The sequence below is a fragment of the Nocardioides sp. Root190 genome, from assembly GCF_001428565.1.
Lineage (GTDB): Bacteria > Actinomycetota > Actinomycetes > Propionibacteriales > Nocardioidaceae > Nocardioides.
Genome location: NZ_LMIA01000009.1, coordinates 60642 through 79165, shown reverse-complemented (window position 1 = coordinate 79165; position 18524 = coordinate 60642). Strand labels below are relative to the sequence as shown.

Here is an 18524-nt window from a genome sequence, read left to right as displayed (position 1 = left end):
TCGAGGAGCAAGCCGATCGACTCGAACGCGCTGCCTGGGCCCCGCCCCGTGCGCGAGGCGGCACCAGAGCATCGTGAGCCCGAGACGAAGAACTTCTTCTGGACCACCGGGCCCACCACGGCACCGAACCTGTCGGTCAAGCCCCGGTGGTGGGTCACACGTTGAAGCGGAACTCCACCACGTCACCATCAGCCATGACGTAGTCCTTGCCCTCCATGCGGACCTTGCCGGCTTCCTTGGCCTTGGCCATGGAGCCCGTCAAGGTGAGGTCGTCGAAGGAGACGATCTCGGCCTTGATGAAGCCCTTCTCGAAGTCGGTGTGAATCACACCGGCCGCCTGGGGTGCGGTGTCGCCCTTGCGGATCGTCCACGCACGCGACTCCTTGGGGCCGGCGGTGAGGTAGGTCTGCAGGCCGAGGGTGTCGAAGCCGACTCGCGCCAGGATCTCGAGGCCGGGCTCGGTGACGCCGGACTCGGCGAGGAACTCGGCCGCCTCCTCCTCGTCGAGGTCGATCAGCTCGGACTCGAACTTCGCGTCGAGGAAGATCGCCTCGGCGGGCGCGACGAGCGCACTCATCTTCGCCTTGAGCTCGTCGTCCTGCAGCTCGTCGGCGTCGCAGTTGAAGACGTAGATGAACGGCTTCGCGGTGAGCAGGGACAGCTCGCGCAGCAGCTCGCGGTCGATCGAGGTCGCGATGATCGGGGTGCCCGACTCCAGCGCCTCCTTGGCGGCCTTCGCGGCATCCAGGTTGGCGACGAGCTCCTTGATCTTGCGCGACTCCTTCTCCAGGCGCTGGATCGACCGGTCGACCGTCTCCAGGTCGGCGAAGATCAGCTCGGTCTGGATGGTGGAGATGTCGTTGCCGGGGTTGACCTCACCGTCGACGTGGGTGACGTCCTCGTCGCGGAAGACCCGGGTCACCTGGCAGATCGCAGCCGACTCGCGGATGTGGGCGAGGAACTTGTTGCCCAGGCCCTCTCCCTGCGAGGCGCCGCGCACGATGCCGGCGATGTCGACGAACTCGACGGTCGCGGGGAGGATCCGCTCGGATCCGAAGATCTCCGCGAGCCGCTCCAGGCGCTGGTCGGGCACGCCCACCACGCCGACATTGGGCTCGATGGTGGCGAACGGATAGTTCGCCGCGAGGACGTCGTTCTTGGTCAACGCGTTGAAGAGCGTCGACTTGCCTGCGTTGGGGAGACCGACGATGCCGATGGTGAGTGCCACGGGCGGCGAGTCTACGGCCGTCCGTGCCGGGCGCTCACATCGACGCGGGAGACGGGAAGGAGCACCGTCCGGTCATCCCGGACGGTGCTCCTCGCAGCAATGCTCTGATCAGCTCCCGTAGAGCGCCCGGATGCCCGCGGCGTCGGAGGCCTGGAACTCCAGGTCGGCCGAGCTGCCGTTGCACTGCGGGTAGTGCATGATCGACGCCGAGTCGTACGCCGTCAGCGGGCGCCAGTTGTTGTCCTCGAAGCAGGTACCGGCCTCGGGCCGGGTGTGCTCGTGACGGAAGCCCAGCGCGTGGCCGAGCTCGTGAGCCAGGATGTCGCCCGGCTCCCAGTTGCCCGAGCTCCAGATCGAGTCGTCGATCAGCACGTTGCGCTGGCTCTTGGACGTGCTCGGGAAGAACGCCCGGGCGATGTACTGCGAGGTGTTGACCGGCTCCACCGAGAACAGCACGTTGTTGTTGCGGGTGGTGCAGCTGCTGTTCTGCGAGGAGACGTAGACGAAGTTGACCTTCGACGTCGCCGACTCCCACAGTGCCGCGCCCGCATTCATCGCCGAGATGACCGAGGCCTGGCGGGTGCCGAACCGGGTGCTGACGCAGTAGGTGAGGTTCACCGCCTGCGACGCGCTCCACTTGTCGTCACGTCCGCTGACCGTGTTGACCACGAGATCGGCGTCGTGGGTGTCGCGGTCGTGGTTGCCGAAGGGCAGCCCGACCATCGTGTTGTAGAACTTGCGGAGGTCGGCCTTCGTGGAGATGACCTCGTCGCCGTTGACGACGAAGGCGCCGTCCACGTCGACGTACGTCGCTGCTTCGAACTGTGCGTACGTCGGCGTGGCCGCTCCACTGTCGCCGTCGGCGACCGCGGCCTGGACCGTGGCGCCGGCGAACGCCGCCGCCAAGCAGGCGATGCCCGCGGAAATCCTGCTGATTCGCGATGAGAACATCCAAGAACCTTCTTTCCGAGATTGGATTCACCTCATCGAACCCCGCCAGAGGGGTGTCCGACAAGATTTCTTGCGGGTCAGAAAGGCGCAGGGCCCCGGTCTGCACGAATGTGAGCCACGCACTAGCCTCGACCTTCGTGCGGATCGCCACCTGGAACGTCAACTCACTGCGCTCACGGATCGACCGCGTCGAGGCCTTCCTCGAACGCCACGAGATCGACGTCCTCGCGCTGCAGGAGATCAAGGCCCGTGAGGACCAGCTGCCCCTGATGGGCCTGCAGGCGCGCGGGTACGACGTCGCCGCGCACGGCCTCGACCAGTGGAACGGTGTCGCGATCATCAGCCGGGTCGGGCTCGAGGACGTCACCGCCGGCTTCCCCGGCCAACCCGGCTGGGGAGATCCCGCGGTCGTCGAGGCACGGGCGCTCGGGGCCACCTGTGGCGGCGTACGCATCTGGAGCCTCTACATCCCCAACGGCCGCAAGCCCGACGACCCGCACTACGCCTACAAGCTGGACTGGCTGGCGCGGCTCGGCGAGGCCGCCGGCGAGTGGCACGGCCAACCGACCGCGCTGGTCGGCGACTGGAACGTCTGCCCCACCGACGACGACGTCTTCGACGTCAAGCAGTTCAGGAACTCCACCCACGTGACGCCGCCCGAGCGGGCGGCCTTCCAGTCGTTCCTCGACAACGGCTGGGCCGAGGTGACCCGGGAGCACGCGCCGGGCTACACCTACTGGGACTACTACCGCCAGCGCTTCGAGCGCGACCGCGGCCTCAAGATCGACTTCGTCCTGGGCTCCCCCGGCTTCGCCGAGCGGGTCACCGGCGCGTTCATCGACCGCGACGAGCGCGACCCCGCCCAGGGCACCGGCAGCCCGTCGGACCACGCGCCGGTGGTCGTCGACCTCGCCGGCTGAGTCCTGCTCCCCGGCTGCTCAGCCGCCACGGGTCTCCACGCCACGACACGGGTGCACACGCTCCTCCACAAATCGACACGCTCCGGCACCGGTCGGACACAGCGCACCCCGATCGCGTCGTGTCCTCGCGCGATCACGCAATACTCGCCGCGACGCCCCCGAGGGAAGGCCCCATCCGTTGCTTCGCGCCACCATCGCTACCACCGCCGTCCTGGCAGGTATCGCGCTCACCCCCACCCCCGCTCACGCCGAGGAGATCCCGATCCCGGGATCTGCCACCGCCGACACCCGCTCGACGGCATCGGTCGAGGTGCCCGTTCCGGCAGGAGTGCGCCCGACCTCGATCACCGGCCAGCTCCGGCTGGACGACGACCTCGACGGCACCGTCGCGCTCGTCGTCAACGGACGCCTCGCGCTGCGTGTCCCCGCCCGCGCCGAGAGCCGCGTCGACATCCCGGTCACCGCGGCCGACGTCGTCGACGACCGGATCCAGGTCCAGCTCCGCGTCGACGGACGCGCCGCCGACACCGCCTGCGCGACCCTCGACAGCTCCCAGGCCACCCTCGACGACGTACGGCTGCAGTTCGCCGGCCGCGAGCGGACCCCGAGCTCCCTCGCCGACTTCTTCCCGGCGTACGCCTCCGGCGTCGACGTGGTCGTCGCTGCTGACGCCGACGACGCCACGATCGAGGCCGGCCTCGCCGCCGTCGCCGCGATCAGCGGCCGCTACTCCGTCGACACCACCGTGCGCCTGACCACGCCCGACGACCTCGCGACCAGCACCACCGCCGGCCACCGAGTGGTGCAGATCGAGGCAGGCTCGGGCGCCGCCACCACCGCGATCGAGGCGGACGCCGCTGTCGCGACGCTGTCCGTCACGGGTGGTGCCGAGGAGCTCGTGGACGCCGCGCGCGCCCTCGGTTCGGACGGCCTGGGCCTCGCTGACGACGCCGTCACCGAAGGCCTTGCCGCCAAGCCCGGCGAGGTGGCGCGCACCGACGAGATGACGCTGGCCGACCTCGGTGTCGAGCGCGCCGTGCTCAGTGGCTACGGCCGCGTCGAGCAGTACGTCGGCATCCGCCAGGACGCGTTCGGTGGCCCGGTCGGCTCGATCCGGGTCAACCTGCTCGGCACGCACACCGCGGTGCCCGAAGGCGCCCAGGCCCAGCTCGACGTCTACTTCAACGACCGCCTGGTCGACTCGACCCAGCTCGACGCCGACCCCGTCCTGGACCGTGAGGTGGAGATCCCCGCCAGCCAGGTCCGCGGCGACAACGGCCTCGTGCTGGTGCTGAGCGCGATCCCCTCCCCCGAGTCCTGCGTCGCGACCGGACGCCAGCTCCCGATGGAGGTTGACCTCGACACGGTGGCCACCACCGTCCACGCCGACCGCGAGGGCGCCGCGAACACCGGCTTCGCCGCCTTCCCCCAGGCCCTCGGCGGGATCCTGCCCGTGGCCATCTCCGCCCACGCCGAGGACCGCGTCGCCGCGGCGATCGACGCCAGCCACATCGTTGCGGCGCTGCAGCGTCGCTCCTCCCGTGACCTCGACGTCCGTCTGGTCGAGCCCGGCACCATCCTCGACGGCGACGCCTCGGGTCTGCTCGTCGGCGCCGGCGAGGAGGACAGCACCGCCCTGAAGGCACCGCTGCGCCTGTCGGGCATGCGCCTGCTCGACTACGCCGAGGCGACCTTCGAGGTCGGCACGGACAAGCCCTACGCCGCGTTCGAGGCCATCCGCCACGACGGCCACGACGTGCTCCTGCTCGGCTCGTGGGCTCCCTCGGGCGACGGCTCGGAGCTCCAGCGCACTGCATCCGAGTTCATCGGTGAGAACGGCTGGGAGGCGTTGAGCGCCGACCTGCTGATCCAGACCGGCAGCGCCGAGGCGTTCACGCTCGACTCGAACGCGATCGTGCCGCAGGACGAGCGGCTCGAGGAGGCGCGCAGCTTCGGCTGGTGGTTCGCCGGCGGCATCGGCCTCCTGCTCCTGCTCCTCGCCCTCCGTCTGGTCCTCGCCCGGCGCCGCCGCAGTTCGATCACCCGCATCGTCGACGCCCAGGCCGCTGCCCACACCGATCAGGGGCGCACCGATGGTGACCATCGCGGCTGAACCGGAGACCCGGACCGACCCGTCGCCCGTTCATGAGGCGACGCGACGGGGCGGTCGTCAGGTCCCCGGCACCCTCTGGGTGTTCGTGCTCGGCTGCGCGATCGGCGCCGTGGCGTCGTTCCACACCGTGCGCACCGGGACCAATCTGGACTACGGCGACGCGATGGCGCACCTCACCATCTCCCGTCGCATCCTCGACGGCCAGACGCCCGGGCTCCAGCAGCTCGGCACCGTGTGGCTGCCGCTTCCGCACCTGCTCCTCATGCCGCTCGTGCAGAACATGTTCCTCTTCGAGACCGGCATCGCGGCCTCCATCCTCGGCACGCTGTGCCTGGGGATCTCGGCCGCGGCGCTGTGGCGGATCATGGCGCGGCTCGACCTCGGCACCACCGCCCGGGTCGTCGGTCTGGCCGTGCTTCTGGCCAACCCGAGCCTGCTCTACGCCTACACCACCGCGCTGACCGAGCCCGTGCTGATCGCCGCGATCCTCGCCTGCATCGCGGGACTCGCCGGCTGGGCGTTCAGCGGTCGCAAGCTCAGCGGTGGCGAGCTGGCGGTGTTCGCCGGTGTGCCGGCCGCCTGCGGCGTGCTCACCCGCTACGAGGGCTGGGCGCTGGTCGTCAGCGGCTCGGTGTTCGTCCTGTTCGTCGTGGTCCGCCGCGGCGACGGCGTACGTCGTGCCCTGACCCTGGCCGCGTCCTTCGCCTCCGTGCCGTTGGCCGCCATCGCCTGGTGGCTGGCCTACAACACCGCGTGGTACGGCAACCCGGTCGAGTTCCTCACCGGCCCGTACTCCGCCGCCGCGTTCACCCAGGTCTTCATCGAGCAGGGCCAGCTGACCACCAAGGGGAACTTCGGCCTGTCCTTCAAGGTGCTCGGCTGGGCGATCATCGAGTCGATCGGCCTGATCCAGGTCGTGGCGGCCGGCCTCGGCCTGGCCGTCCTCACCTGGCGCCGCGGCATCGACGACAAGGCGCTGACCATCTGGCTCGCCGGGACGTCGAGCGCCTTCCTGCTGTTCAGCCTGACGACCGGCCAGCACATCATGGTCAACGACGTCTCGCTCCCCTCCGGTGCCTACAACAACCGCTACGTCCTCTCGGCCGCTCCGTGGGCCGCCCTCCTGTGCGCCTACCTCGTCCAGCAGCTCGTCAGCCGGAGCTCCTTCGCCGCCCCGCGACCGCGCGCTGTCGTGGCCGCAGTGGCCCTGACCGCCTGCGCTGCCGGCCTGATCGGCCAGAACCTGTGGTGGGCCGGGGACCCCGGTGAGCGGATGACGGTCATCGAGGAGGGCAAGCTCGGCGAGCAGAACTTCGCCGAGGTGAAGGAGATGGCACGCTGGCTGCACGACAACTACGACGGCGGCGGACTGCTGATGGACGAGAGTGCGGACAAACTGGCCGTGGCCCCCGTGATCGCGATCGACTTCGACGAGGTCTACAACCGGGCGGCCGGCGAGGCGTTCGAGGACGCCCTGGCGGCCCCGCAGCGCTCGGTGCGCTGGGTCGTCATGCACCGCACCCAGGTGACGACGTACGCCACAAAGGCAGCGCTGGACCTGGTCACCGAGGCCTTGGCGACCGACCAGCAGTTCCTCGCTGACTACGCCCTCGTCCACTCCGTTGCCGACCTCGGCGTCTACCGAAGGATCGGCGGCTGACGTGCAGATCGGAGAACACCTCGTCGCGACCGGCCGGGTCACCCGCGCCGAGCTCGACACCGCCCTCGCCCAGCAACGTGACGAGGGCGGTCAGCTCGGTCAGCAGCTGCTGCTCTCGGGTGCACTGGACCGACGTGCGCTGTACGACGCGCTCGCCGAGCTGTGGGAGACGCGGTCCCGCGACCTGATCGCCGACCCACCCGATCCGACCGTCGCCGGACGGATCGAGCTCCACGACATCAGCTCGCTGGGCTGGGTGCCGTGCGAGCTCGAGGCCGACGGCACCCTGGTCGTCGCCACGTCGGTGCGCCCCACCCCGGAACTCATCGACGACGTCCGCGAGCGTTTCGGGACCGACCAGGTCGAGTTCGTCGCGAGCACGCACTGGGATGTCTTCCGGGCCACCGAGGACGCCAACCGCGGCAAGCTGCAGTACCTCGCCGAGGACGAGCTCGCCGAGCAGAGCCCCCAGCACTCCGCGCGCCCCGGACTCACCCGGATCCAGCTCTACGCACCACTCGTCCTGCTCGCCGCCTTCATCGCGTTCGCGGTGCTGGAGCCCCGCAAGGGCTTCGTCGTGCTCCTGTCGGCGACCAATGTGGTGTTCCTGCTGAGCATCCTGTTCAAGGTCGGCTCCAGCATCCGGTCGCCGATCGTGCGCGCCCACCGCGAGCGACGCCGGCTGGCCGAGATGGAGGAGCGGGATCGTCGCGGCCTGCCGCCGGTGTGGGAGCCGCACGGCTCGGACGCCGACCTCCCGGTCTACACGATCCTGATCCCGGCCTTCCGCGAGTCCAACATCATCCCCAAGCTGATCTCCAACCTGGGTGCACTGGACTACCCGCGCTCCAAGCTGGACGTCATCGTGCTGATGGAGGAGAGCGACCCGGAGACGGTGGAGGCGGCCCGCAGGGTCTCGCCGCCCGACTACGTGCGCCTGCTCGTCGTCCCCGCCGGACACCCGCAGACCAAGCCCCGTGCCTGCAACTACGGCCTGGCCTTCGCCCGCGGCAAGTACGTCGTCATCTACGACGCCGAGGACAAGCCCGAGCCGTTGCAGCTGCGCAAGGCCGTGGCCGCCTTCGAGCGCGATGCGTTCGAGCACGAGCACCTCGGTTCGACACGGCCGCGACTCGCCTGCGTGCAGGCTGCACTGCACTACTTCAACGCCGACTACAACGTGTTGACCCGCATGTTCGCCATCGAGTACGCACACTGGTTCGAGTCGATGCTGCCCGGCATCGAGGGCAGCGGTGTCCCGCTCCCCCTCGGAGGTACGTCGAACCACTTCGACACCGTGGTGCTCAAGGAGCTCGGCGCGTGGGATCCGTACAACGTCACCGAGGACGCCGACCTGGGGCTGCGCGCCTCCGTGCAGGGCTACCGTGTCGACGTGCTCGACTCCAGCACCGGCGAGGAGGCGTGCGCGGCCGTCTCGGCCTGGATCCCGCAGCGCACGCGCTGGATCAAGGGCTACATGATCACGGCGGCCGTGAACCTGCGGCACCCGATCCAGTTCCTGCGACGGGTCGGCCCGCTCGGGATGGTCGGGATGATCGGCCTGATCCTCGGGACGCCGCTGACCTTCCTCGCCTATCCGCTCGTCCTCGGGTTCACCCTGATCACCTATGTCGGCGTGCAGTTCATCGGCCTGGACCTACCGAGCTGGGTGGTCGTGAGCAGCCTGGTCACCGCGGTGGCCGGCAACGGACTGATGATCCTGGTGTCGGGTCTGGTCGCCGCCCAGCGCTACAACTGGCGGATCGGGATCTTCGCTGTCCTGAACCCGCTCTACTGGTGCCTGCACTCCTGGGCCGCGTGGCGGGCGCTCTTCCAGACGATCTTCAGCCCGCACCACTGGGAGAAGACGCCGCACGGGATCTCCGAGGACTACGAGAGCACCGCGCATGTCTGAGCCCTCCGGACGACGGGCGCTGCGGCGCAGCGTGAGTGCCCTGGACGTCGGGCTCCTCGTCGCGGCCCTGGCCGTGATCGTCGGCACCGCCGCGAAGCACGACTTCTCCCTCCCGGACTGGAACACCTTCAGCATCGTCGCGCTGGCCAGCGTGCCGGTGCTGATCCGCTACGGGATGGTGATCGAGTCCGCCGCCGGGGCGCTGCGCGCCAGCACGGCGCCAGCGGTCCTGTTCGCCTACGACTTGGACCACCCGCTCGTGTTCCTGCCGGTCTGGGCGGTCGTCGTGCTGCTCAGCCACCTGGTGCTCTTCGACACCGGGCGCAGCATCGGCCGCGGCAGCATCGAGGTGCTCGGCGGCGCCACCATGGTCGCGGTCTCGCGCTCGATCGACACCGTCCTCTGGCCGGTCGACCGTGCCGTCACGGCCGCCGTCGTCTACACCCTCACCCTGGTCACGCTGGAGCTCCTGCGCGTCGGGGTGCGCCACATCGACCGGGTCGTCGGCGGCGTACGACGCGCTGACGCCGGGCTCGCGTTCGGCGGACTCGTCCTGGCCTGCTGCGTCGTGGCGATGCTGCGCGAGGCCTACACCCACGACCCGCACCTCATCACGGGCTTGCTCGGAGCCGCCTGCCTGGCCACCTTCGTGGTCGGACAGATCCTGCTCGCCCGGCTCCAGGCGAGCGTGCGGGGCGTCGATGCGCTGGCGGCCGCCGGCCAGGCCATGCCGTGGCCCGCCGACCAGATCGAGAACACCCTCGCCGGATTCGCGAGGTCCGCGATCCGGGCGCAGGACGCACGGACCCAGCCCTCCAGCGGAAGCGGGCCGGGCCAGCTCAGCATCGCTCTCCACGAGCACGGCTACCTCGTGGTCGAACGGGTGCGCGGCGACCTCCCCTTCACCCGGGCCGATGCCCGGCTGCTCAGCGCCCTCGCAGGACTCTCCGACACCTCCCGCGCCCACGCACTGAAGGAGGAGCAGCTGCGCCACCAGGCGACCACCGACGACCTGACCGGGCTGCCGACGTACCCCCACTTCCGCCAGCGGGTCGAGCGTCTCGGCAATGCCCGCGGCGGCCAGCGCCGCATCGTGGTGGTCTTCCTCGACCTCGACGGGCTCGAGCCACTCGACACCGAGCTGGGTCACCTCGACACCGACCTCGTGCTCAGCGCCCTCGGCACACGGTTGCGGACCGGACTCCCCGAGAACGTCGAGATGTGCCGCTTCGGTGGCGACGAGTTCATCCTGCTCACCGTGCTCGACAGCGACGCGGCCGTCGAGGAGCTCGACGCCCGGGTCCGCAGTCTCGTCGAGGAGCCCCAGGCGATCGGTGACCAGGTGATGCAGGTGAGCGCCTCGCTCGGTGTGGCCGCCTCCCGTGATCCGCACGAGCTCATCGACGCCGTGATCCGCCGGGCCGAGTCCGCGATGCGCGCGGCCAGGGACGCCCGGCCGCGCGTCCAGGCCGAGGCCCAGTCGGAAGTGATCGCCCGGCTCCTCTCCGACGACGGATTCGCCGTGGTCCTCCAGCCGCTGGTCGCCGCGAAGAGCGGTGAGCTCGAGGCCGTGGAGGCCCTGGTCCGGGTCGAGGACCAGGTCTTCGGACGCCTGTCCCCCGTGCTGGTGGTCGGCTCCGCCCAACGCTCCAGCCTGCTCGACGAGGTCACCGAGGTCGTCGCACGGCGGGCCATCGACGCCGTCCGGCAGGTCGAGGCGCTCGTCGGCCGACGGATCACGTTGCTGGTCAACATCGAGTTCGCCCAGCTCCGCTCCGACAGCGGCCTGCTCGCCACCCTGCGCGAGCTGGTGCGGATCCACGGCATCGAGCTCGTCCTGGAGGTCTCCGAGCGCGCCTTCGAGGACTGGACCGACGATCACCGCGCCACCGCCGAGGAGCTGCGCGACGCAGGGATCGGGCTGGCCATCGACGACTACGGCGCCGGCTACGCCACCTACTCGCTGCTCACCCAGTGGCCGTGGGACCTGGTGAAGATCGACCGGGACATCGTCGCCACCGACACCCCCGCCGGACGTCGTCTGCTGGTGCACGTCACCGACCTGCTGGTCGACCTCGGCTTCCCCGTCGTCGCCGAGGGGGTCGAGGACGCCGAGCAGCGCGCCTTCGCCAGCGGCTCCGGTGTCTGGCTGCTGCAGGGGTGGGCCGTCGCCCGTCCCCTCACCTCCGAAGCGCTCCTCGAGCGGCTGCGCGCCGGTACGTCGTTCTGAGCACGGCACCACGACACGGCACCCAGGTCGCCGGATCCGGGGACCTGCCGCACTAACGTGGAGAACGTGTCCAGTGCCGTCGTACGTCCACGGCCGCGCACGCTGTGGGAGCAGGGCGTCCGCCCCGCACGCGACGCGGTCCCGCTGGGCATCGCCCTGCTGGTGACAGCGATGGTCCTGGACCTGATGCTCTCCGAGGGCCTCGGCCTGTTCTACGACCTGGTGTTCGTGACGCTCAGCGTCGCCGCCGCGCTGACCATCCGCCACGAGGACTTCTTCGCGGTCGGGGTGGCACCACCGCTCGCGATGTTCACGGTCGTCCTCCTGCTCGCCGTCAGCGAGCCGGGGGCCATCGCCCAGGCGGGCGACGGCGCGGTCCAGGCCACGGTCTCAGGGCTGTCGGCCCACGCCCTCGCGCTCGCCGGTGGGTACGGCGCCTGCCTGGCCCTGCTGCTCGTGCGGCGTCAGTACGCCGAACGTCACCCACGCTGACGCAGCGTGCTCAGAATCGATCGGGGTCGCCGGCACCGCGACGGATGATCTCCGGGGCGCCGTCGGACCAGTCCACGACGGTGGTCGGCTCGGCCGGGGTCTCTCCCGCCTCGACGACGATGTCGACCACGTGGTCGAGGTCTTCCTTGATCTCCCAGCCCATCGTCCGCGGCTCGGTCTCGCCGGGCAGGATCAGTGAGCTGGACAGCAGGGGCTCGCCGAGCAGGTCCAGGATCTCGCGCACCACGACGTGGTCGGGGATGCGGACGCCGACGGTGCGCTTCTTGGGGTGGAGCAACCGACGCGGGACCTCGGGCATGCCGGGCAGGATGAACGTGTAGGGCCCGGGCGTCGCGGAGCGGATCGCCCGGAAGGCAGCGTTGTCGACGTGGACGAGCTGCCCGAGCTGGCTGAAGTCGCGACACACCAGGGTGAAGTGGTGCCGGTCGTCGAGGCCGCGGATCTTGAGGATCCGGTCCCGCCCGTCGCGGTTGCCGACCCGGCAGCCCAGGGCGTAGCCGGAGTCGGTCGGGTAGGCGATCAGGGCATCGTCGTGCAGCGCGTCGACGATCTGCTGGAGCATCCGCGGCTGCGGATTCTCGGGGTGGACGTCCAGGTAGCGAGCCATCAGAGCCGTACGGCGGTCTTGGTGCTGCGTCCTGCGGCCTTGAGGTCGCGGTGCAGCTCCTTGGGCAGCGAGAAGGCCAAGGTCTCCTCGGCCGTCTGGACCGCCCGGGCGTCGGGGTAGCCGCGCTCGGCGAGGTAGGCCAGGACCTCGGTCACGAGGTGGTCGGGCACCGACGCACCGGAGGTGACGCTGACCGTGGCGGCACCCTCCAGCCAGGCCTCGTCCAGCTCGGACACGTCGTCGATGCGGTACGACGCCTTCGCGCCGACCTCGAGGGCGACCTCGACCAGGCGCACGGAGTTGGAGGAGTTGGCAGAGCCGACCACGATCACCAGGTCGGCGGTGGCGCCGATCTCCTTGACGGCGACCTGGCGGTTCTGGGTGGCGTAGCAGATGTCGTCGCTGGGCGGGTCCTCGAGCTGGGGGAACTTCGCGCGCAGCCGCCGGACCGTCTCCATCGTCTCGTCGACGCTCAGGGTCGTCTGCGAGAGCCAGGCCAGCTTGGCGTCCGCAGGGAACTCCAGGCGGTCCACGTCGTCGGGGTGCTCGACGAGCACGGTCTGATCGGGGGCCTCGCCGGCGGTGCCCTCGACCTCCTCGTGACCGGCGTGTCCGATCAGCAGGATGGTGTAGCCGTCGGCCGCGAATCGAACGGCCTCCCGGTGCACCTTCGTGACCAGCGGGCACGTCGCGTCGATGGTCTTCAGCTCCCGCTCGGCCGCTTCGTTGACGACGGCGGGCGAGACACCGTGCGCGGAGAAGACCACGGTGGCGCCAGCAGGGACCTCGTCGAGCTCCTCGACGAAGATCGCGCCGCGCGCCTCGAGGTTGGCCACCACGTGCTTGTTGTGGACGATCTGCTTGCGCACGTAGACGGGCGAGCCGTAGAGGTCGAGCGCCTGCTCGACGGTCACGACCGCGCGGTCGACGCCGGCGCAGTAGCCCCGCGGGGCCGCCAGCAGCACCTCACGCTGGCCGTCCTCGATCAGGCGAGGGGTCCCCAGGTCGATCGTCATGGCTCCAGTCTACGGACCTTCGCGAGCCAGCAGAAAAGCACGAGGGCCCGCCACCCTCGCGGGTGGCGGGCCTTCGGTTGAGCAGGGCTCAGGCCTTGTCGGCGTCCTCGGCGGACTCCTCGGCGGGAGCCTCCTCGGTGGCCTCGACCTCAGCGGCCTCGGTCTCCTCGACCTCGGTGGCCTCGACCTCGGCGGCCACGGGGGCCTCCTCGACCTCAGCCGGAGCAGCCTCGACGACCGGCTCGGCCTTGGGGGCCTTCGGCGCGGACGGCGTGAACGCCTCGGTCACCAGCTCGATGACGGCCATGGGGGCGTTGTCGCCCGCACGGGGACCGATCTTCGTGATCCGGGTGTAGCCACCCGGACGCTCGGAGAACGTCGGCGCGATGTCGGCGAAGAGCGTGTGGACCACGCCCTTGTCGCGGATGTCCTTGAGGACCTCGCGACGCTGGTGCAGCGGGTTCTCGCCCGCGTGCGCCTTCTTCGCCTTGGTGATCAGCTTCTCGGCGTACGGACGCAGCGTGCGCGCCTTGGCCTCGGTCGTGGTGATCCGGCCGTGCTCGAAGAGCGCGGTGGCCAGGTTCGACAGGATGAGGCGCTGGTGCGCGGCGCTCCCGCCGTGGCGGGGCCCCTTCTTGGGCTTGGGCATTGCTCTCTCGTTTCTCCCCGGCCGTGTGAGGTACCGGGGGTGGATCCGGCCGTGTGAGGTACCGGAGATTCAGGTGAAGGTGCTGCTGCGAACTGCGGTGGTACTGGTGAGATTCACCCGCGGCCGTCTTGCCGCCAGACCAAGGCTGGTCCTACGGAAGCCAACCGCGGCGTGGCAGCGTGTCGCCCGCGGCGAAGCCGCGTCGACGAGGTCCCGCGGGCCGAGCGCAGCGAGCGCCCGTGCGGTCCTCGTCGACTGGCGACACGCTCACGCCATCAACTCAGAACTGCTCGTCCTCGACGAAGCTCTCGTCCTCGTCCTCGTCCTCGCTGTAGTTCGCGAGGGCGGCGGACGGGTCGAAGCCCGGAGCGCTGTCCTTGAGGGACAGGCCCATCTCGTGGAGCTTGGCCTTGACCTCGTCGATGGACTTCGCACCGAAGTTGCGGATGTCCAGCAGGTCCTGCTCCGAGCGGCTGAGGAGCTCACCCACGGTGTGGATGCCCTCGCGCTTGAGGCAGTTGTAGGACCGGACGGTCAGCTGCAGGTCCTCGACCGGGAGGGCGAGGTCGGCGGCGAGCTGCTCGTCGACGGGCGAGGGGCCGATGTCGATGCCCTCGGCCTCGACGTTGAGCTCACGGGCCAGGCCGAAGAGCTCGACCAGCGTCTTACCGGCCGACGCGATGGCGTCGCGGGGCAGGATGGACGGCTTGGTCTCGACGTCGATGACGAGCTTGTCGAAGTCGGTGCGCTGCTCGACTCGGGTGGCCTCGACCTTGTAGGTCACCTTCAGCACGGGGCTGTAGATGGAGTCGACCGGGATCCGGCCGATCTCGTTGTCGGCACCCTTGTTCTGGACGGCGGAGACGTAGCCGCGGCCACGCTCGACGACGAGCTCGAGCTCGACCTTGCCGTTGTCGCCCAGGGTGGCGAGCTTGAGGTCGGGGTTGTGGACCTCGACGCCGGCGGGCGGCGCGATGTCGGCACCCGTGACGTCACCGGCACCGGACTTGCGCAGGTACATCGTGACGGGCTCGTCGTGCTCGGAGGAGACGACCAGACCCTTCAGGTTGAGGATGATCTCGGTCAGGTCTTCCTTGACGCCCTCGATGGTCGAGAACTCGTGGAGGACGCCGTCGACCTTGATGCTCGTGACCGAGGCACCGGGGATCGAGGAGAGGAGGGTACGACGCAGCGAGTTGCCGAGCGTGTAGCCGAAGCCGGGCTCGAGGGGCTCGATGACGAAGCGCGACCGGAACTGGTCGACGGTCTCCTCCGACAGGGTGGGGCGCTGTGCGATGAGCACTTTTTTCTTTCCTTTCCGGATCGACCGCTATATGAGGATCCAGATGTGGTGCGAATAGGAGAAGAGAGGGTGCAGTCGGGGACGTTGCCGCCCCCGACCGCCTCGAGAACTACTTCTTGGAGTAGTACTCCACGATGAGCTGCTCCTGGATGGGCAGGTCGATCTGCGCGCGAACCGGCACCGAGTGCACCAGGATCCGCATGCGGGTCGGGACTGCCTCGAGCCAGGCCGGGACGACCCGCTCGCCGTGGGTCTCACGGGCGACGATGAACGGCGTCATCTCGAGCGACTTCTCGCGCACGTCGATGATGTCGTACTGCGTGACCTGGAAGGACGGGATGTCGACCTTCTTGCCGTTGACCAGGAAGTGTCCGTGGGACACGAGCTGGCGAGCAGCGCGGCGCGTGCGGGCGAAGCCGGCACGGTAGACCACGTTGTCGAGGCGGCACTCCAGGAGCTGGAGCAGGTTGTCGCCGGTCTTGCCCTGGCGGCGAGCAGCCTCCACGTAGTACTTGTGGAACTGGCGCTCGAGGATGCCGTAGGTGTAACGCGCCTTCTGCTTCTCCTGCAGCTGGTTGCGGTACTCGCTCTCCTTGATCCGCGCGCGGCCGTGCTGTCCGGGCGGGTAGGGGCGCTTCTCGAAGGCAGCGTCGCCGCCGACGAGGTCGACGCCGAGACGGCGCGACTTCTTGGTGATAGGTCCGGTGTAACGGGCCATGGTGGTATCTCCTCTAAGTCCTGGTCAGACGCTCAGACGCGCCGGCGCTTCGGCGGGCGGCAGCCGTTGTGCGGGGCGGGGGTCACGTCCTGGATGGTGCCGACCTCGAGGCCGATCGCACCCAGCGAACGAATCGCCGTCTCGCGGCCCGAACCCGGGCCCTTGACGAAGACGTCGATCTTCTTCATTCCGTGATCCATCGCCCGACGACCAGCTGCCTCGGCAGCCATCTGTGCGGCGTACGGGGTGGACTTGCGGGAGCCCTTGAAGCCGACGGTGCCGGCGGAGGCCCACGAGATCACTGCCCCGGTGGGGTCGGTGATCGTGACGATCGTGTTGTTGAACGTGCTCTTGATGTGGGCTTCGCCCTGAGCAACGTTCTTCTTTTCCTTGCGGCGGACCTTCTTGGCGCCCGCGCGAGCCTTGGGAGGCATGCGTTATCTCCTTGAGAAAGCTGGTCGTGAGGCAGTGATGAGCCGGAGGCTCAGATCACTTGGCCTTCTTCTTGCCGGCAACCGTGCGCTTCGGGCCCTTGCGGGTACGAGCGTTGGTCTTGGTGCGCTGTCCGCGGACCGGAAGGCCCATGCGGTGACGGCGACCCTGGTAGCTGCCGATCTCGATCTTGCGACGGATGTCGGCCTGGACCTCACGACGGAGGTCACCTTCGATCTTGATGCCCGCGGCGTCGATGGCGTCGCGGAGCTTGACCAGCTCTTCATCTCCGAGCTCGTGCACCCGGAGGTTGGGGCTGACGCCCGTGACCTCCAGCAGCTGCTGGGAGCGGGTACGGCCGATGCCGTAGATGTAGGTGAGTGCGATCTCGATGCGCTTGTCGCGCGGGAGGTCAACTCCGACGAGGCGTGCCATGAAAGGCGTCTCCTTGGAATTCACGGTGGTCTGGTCGTGATGCGTCCGGGCACTGGGTCCCAGCTCCGGCCATCCGCTCCGGAGGTGATTCGCTGCCGTTGCGGGCAGCTAAGCGATCACGTTGATGGGTTGATGTTCAGTTGTGGTCGAACGACAGGGCTTCAGCCCTGGCGCTGCTTGTGGCGCGGGTTCTCGCAGATCACCATGACGCGGCCGTGGCGACGGATCACCTTGCACTTGTCACAGATCTTCTTCACGCTCGGGTTGACCTTCATGTCAGCCCTTTCTAGCTAGTGGCGACAGCAGTGAGCCGGTGGCTCACTTGTAGCGGTAGACGATCCGCCCACGGGAGAGGTCGTACGGGGAGAGCTCCACCACCACGCGGTCCTCGGGGAGGATCCGGATGTAGTGCTGACGCATCTTGCCGCTGATGTGAGCGAGGACCTTGTGGCCGTTGCTCAGCTCCACGCGGAACATGGCGTTCGGAAGGGCCTCCACGACGGAGCCCTCCATCTCGATGACGCCTTCCTTCTTTGCCATGTCTCACAATCTTGTAGGGGATGTTGTCTACCGGTGGTCCGGGAACCTCCGGGGCCTGCCGATGAGGGCGGGGACGCGGTGGACCTCGCGAACTCGTGCACCACACACGAAATCCACGTTGGACCGACACGCCAGTCTATGTGGACCCGTCGGCGAAGTCCCAATCGACGAGCGGCTGCCCTTCGCCTCCGGTCAGCCTGCGAGGAGCTCCAGGGTCTGCTCACGGGCAGGCGAGGTGGCCGCAGCGGTGCCGACGAGGGCGCCGCCGACCGGGTTGACCATGACCTCGTCGACGCCGTACGTCGTGGCGAGCTCCGCGATCCGGGCGCGCGCACCCGCGGCGTTCCCGATCACCCAGCGGGTCCGCATGGCCTCGATCAGCGACTCGTGGCCCTCGGGCAGTCCGGCGTCGACGATGGTCTCGGCGTCCTCGACGGTGCGCTGGGCGACGAGCGGTGCCCCGGTGCGCAGCGCCAGCATCTGGAGGAGCTGCGGGAGCGCGAGCCGGGCGGCCTGCTCCTCGCTCTCGGCGACCGAGGCGTTGACAGTGAGGAAGGTGCGCGGCTGGTCCAGCTCGGGTGAGGGCTGGAAGGTCGAGCGGTAGAGCGCGAGCGCCTCCGCGGTCCCGGTGCCGGAGAAGTGGTGGGCGAAGACGTAGGGCATGCCCTTGGCCGCAGCGAGCCGGGCGGAGTAGTCCGAGGAGCCCAGCAGCCAGATCTGCGGCACCGAGCGCGCGACCGGGGTGGCCTTGAGGAGGTGCTGGCCACCGCGCACGGCCAGGCCGACGCCGGCCGGCTCCATCATCGCGAGCACGTTGTCGACGTACTCCGGGAAACGGGTGACTGCGTCGTCGTCCACTCCCCCGGCGCCGTGGCGCAGTGCCCAGCTGGTCACCGGGTCGCTGCCGGGGGCGCGGCCGATGCCCAGGTCGATCCGTCCGGGGAAGGCGGCCTCGAGGAGCGCGAACTGCTCGGCGACGACCAGCGGCGCGTGGTTGGGGAGCATGACGCCCCCGGATCCGAGCCGGATCCGCTCGGTCACCGAGGCGAGCAGGCCGATCAGGACCGGCGGGTTGGTCGCGGCGACGGCCGGCATGTTGTGGTGCTCGGCCACCCAGAAGCGCTCGTAGCCGAGCCGGTCGGCGCTGCGCGCGAGGTCCAGGGACGCGGCGATGGCGTCCCCGCTCGTCTGGTCGCTGCGGACGGGGACGAGGTCCAGGACGGAGAGGCGGGGCAGATCGGCGGAAGTCATCACTGGGTCCAAGGCGCGGGGCGACGGGGGCATTCCCGCACCG

Annotated in this window: 18 protein-coding genes; 6 read left to right on the top strand and 12 right to left on the bottom strand. The window is 69.4% G+C overall.

The window, feature by feature from the left end:
- Positions 1-154 precede the first annotated feature (154 nt).
- Together ychF and ASE01_RS10075 are read right to left on the bottom strand one after the other, a co-directional pair.
- Entirely contained in the window at positions 155-1228 is a 1074-nt protein-coding gene (gene ychF, locus ASE01_RS10080) for a redox-regulated ATPase YchF (RefSeq protein ID WP_056750478.1), read from the bottom strand.
- 108 nt (positions 1229-1336) lie between these two features.
- A complete protein-coding gene (locus ASE01_RS10075) occupies positions 1337-2179 on the bottom strand; it encodes a M57 family metalloprotease (RefSeq protein ID WP_082605977.1) in 843 nt (280 codons plus the stop codon).
- A gap of 137 nt (positions 2180-2316) precedes the next feature.
- Between ASE01_RS10075 and ASE01_RS10070 the strand changes: the two genes are divergently transcribed.
- The 6 genes from ASE01_RS10070 (at position 2317) to ASE01_RS10045 (ending at position 11509) form a co-directional block, all read left to right on the top strand.
- Entirely contained in the window at positions 2317-3099 is a 783-nt protein-coding gene (locus ASE01_RS10070) for an exodeoxyribonuclease III (RefSeq protein WP_056750472.1), read from the top strand.
- A gap of 178 nt (positions 3100-3277) precedes the next feature.
- Positions 3278-5212, top strand: coding sequence for a cellulose biosynthesis cyclic di-GMP-binding regulatory protein BcsB (locus ASE01_RS10065; RefSeq protein WP_056750468.1), 1935 nt, complete (start codon positions 3278-3280; stop codon positions 5210-5212).
- Entirely contained in the window at positions 5193-6872 is a 1680-nt protein-coding gene (locus ASE01_RS10060; protein WP_056750466.1) for a hypothetical protein, read from the top strand. Before ASE01_RS10065 ends, ASE01_RS10060 begins: the two co-directional genes overlap by 20 nt.
- 1 nt (position 6873) lies before the next feature.
- Positions 6874-8787, top strand: a complete 1914-nt coding sequence (locus ASE01_RS10055; protein WP_200958806.1) for a glycosyltransferase — start codon at positions 6874-6876, stop codon at positions 8785-8787.
- Positions 8780-11017, top strand: coding sequence for a bifunctional diguanylate cyclase/phosphodiesterase (locus ASE01_RS10050; RefSeq protein ID WP_082605976.1), 2238 nt, complete (start codon positions 8780-8782; stop codon positions 11015-11017). The genes ASE01_RS10055 and ASE01_RS10050 overlap by 8 nt, the downstream gene beginning before the upstream one ends.
- Positions 11018-11083: 66 nt before the next feature.
- Complete coding sequence (locus ASE01_RS10045; RefSeq protein WP_157537245.1) at positions 11084-11509, top strand: DUF6542 domain-containing protein; 426 nt, start codon at positions 11084-11086, stop codon at positions 11507-11509.
- Between the two features lie 10 nt (positions 11510-11519).
- Here the strand turns inward: ASE01_RS10045 and ASE01_RS10040 are convergent, their stop codons facing one another.
- The 10 genes from ASE01_RS10040 to ASE01_RS09995 all read right to left on the bottom strand — a co-directional run bounded on the left by ASE01_RS10040 (position 11520) and on the right by ASE01_RS09995 (position 18481).
- Entirely contained in the window at positions 11520-12137 is a 618-nt protein-coding gene (locus ASE01_RS10040; RefSeq protein WP_056750453.1) for an L-threonylcarbamoyladenylate synthase, read from the bottom strand.
- The gene (locus ASE01_RS10035; protein ID WP_200958805.1) at positions 12137-13153 is read right to left on the bottom strand and encodes a 4-hydroxy-3-methylbut-2-enyl diphosphate reductase; all 1017 of its coding nucleotides are present in this window, start codon (positions 13151-13153) and stop codon (positions 12137-12139) included. The genes ASE01_RS10040 and ASE01_RS10035 overlap by 1 nt, the downstream gene beginning before the upstream one ends.
- Positions 13154-13241: 88 nt before the next feature.
- Positions 13242-13802: a 50S ribosomal protein L17 gene (gene rplQ / locus ASE01_RS10030; protein WP_056750450.1), complete on the bottom strand. Its 561-nt coding sequence runs from the start codon at positions 13800-13802 to the stop codon at positions 13242-13244.
- Positions 13803-14082: 280 nt separating this feature from the next.
- Positions 14083-15105: a DNA-directed RNA polymerase subunit alpha gene (locus ASE01_RS10025; RefSeq protein ID WP_056750447.1), complete on the bottom strand. Its 1023-nt coding sequence runs from the start codon at positions 15103-15105 to the stop codon at positions 14083-14085.
- A gap of 109 nt (positions 15106-15214) precedes the next feature.
- The gene (gene rpsD, locus ASE01_RS10020; RefSeq protein ID WP_056750444.1) at positions 15215-15823 is read right to left on the bottom strand and encodes a 30S ribosomal protein S4; all 609 of its coding nucleotides are present in this window, start codon (positions 15821-15823) and stop codon (positions 15215-15217) included.
- Positions 15824-15855: 32 nt separating this feature from the next.
- Entirely contained in the window at positions 15856-16257 is a 402-nt protein-coding gene (gene rpsK, locus ASE01_RS10015) for a 30S ribosomal protein S11 (protein WP_056750442.1), read from the bottom strand.
- Positions 16258-16312: 55 nt separating this feature from the next.
- Positions 16313-16690, bottom strand: a complete 378-nt coding sequence (gene rpsM, locus ASE01_RS10010) for a 30S ribosomal protein S13 (protein WP_056707962.1) — start codon at positions 16688-16690, stop codon at positions 16313-16315.
- A gap of 161 nt (positions 16691-16851) precedes the next feature.
- Positions 16852-16965 carry a 50S ribosomal protein L36 gene (gene rpmJ / locus ASE01_RS10005; protein WP_008361054.1) on the bottom strand — a complete coding sequence of 38 codons (114 nt, stop codon included), beginning with the start codon at positions 16963-16965 and terminating at the stop codon, positions 16852-16854.
- A 43-nt stretch (positions 16966-17008) separates the two neighbouring features.
- Positions 17009-17230: a translation initiation factor IF-1 gene (gene infA, locus ASE01_RS10000; protein ID WP_028656368.1), complete on the bottom strand. Its 222-nt coding sequence runs from the start codon at positions 17228-17230 to the stop codon at positions 17009-17011.
- 192 nt (positions 17231-17422) lie between these two features.
- Positions 17423-18481, bottom strand: coding sequence for an LLM class flavin-dependent oxidoreductase (locus ASE01_RS09995; RefSeq protein ID WP_056750440.1), 1059 nt, complete (start codon positions 18479-18481; stop codon positions 17423-17425).
- Positions 18482-18524 lie beyond the last annotated feature (43 nt).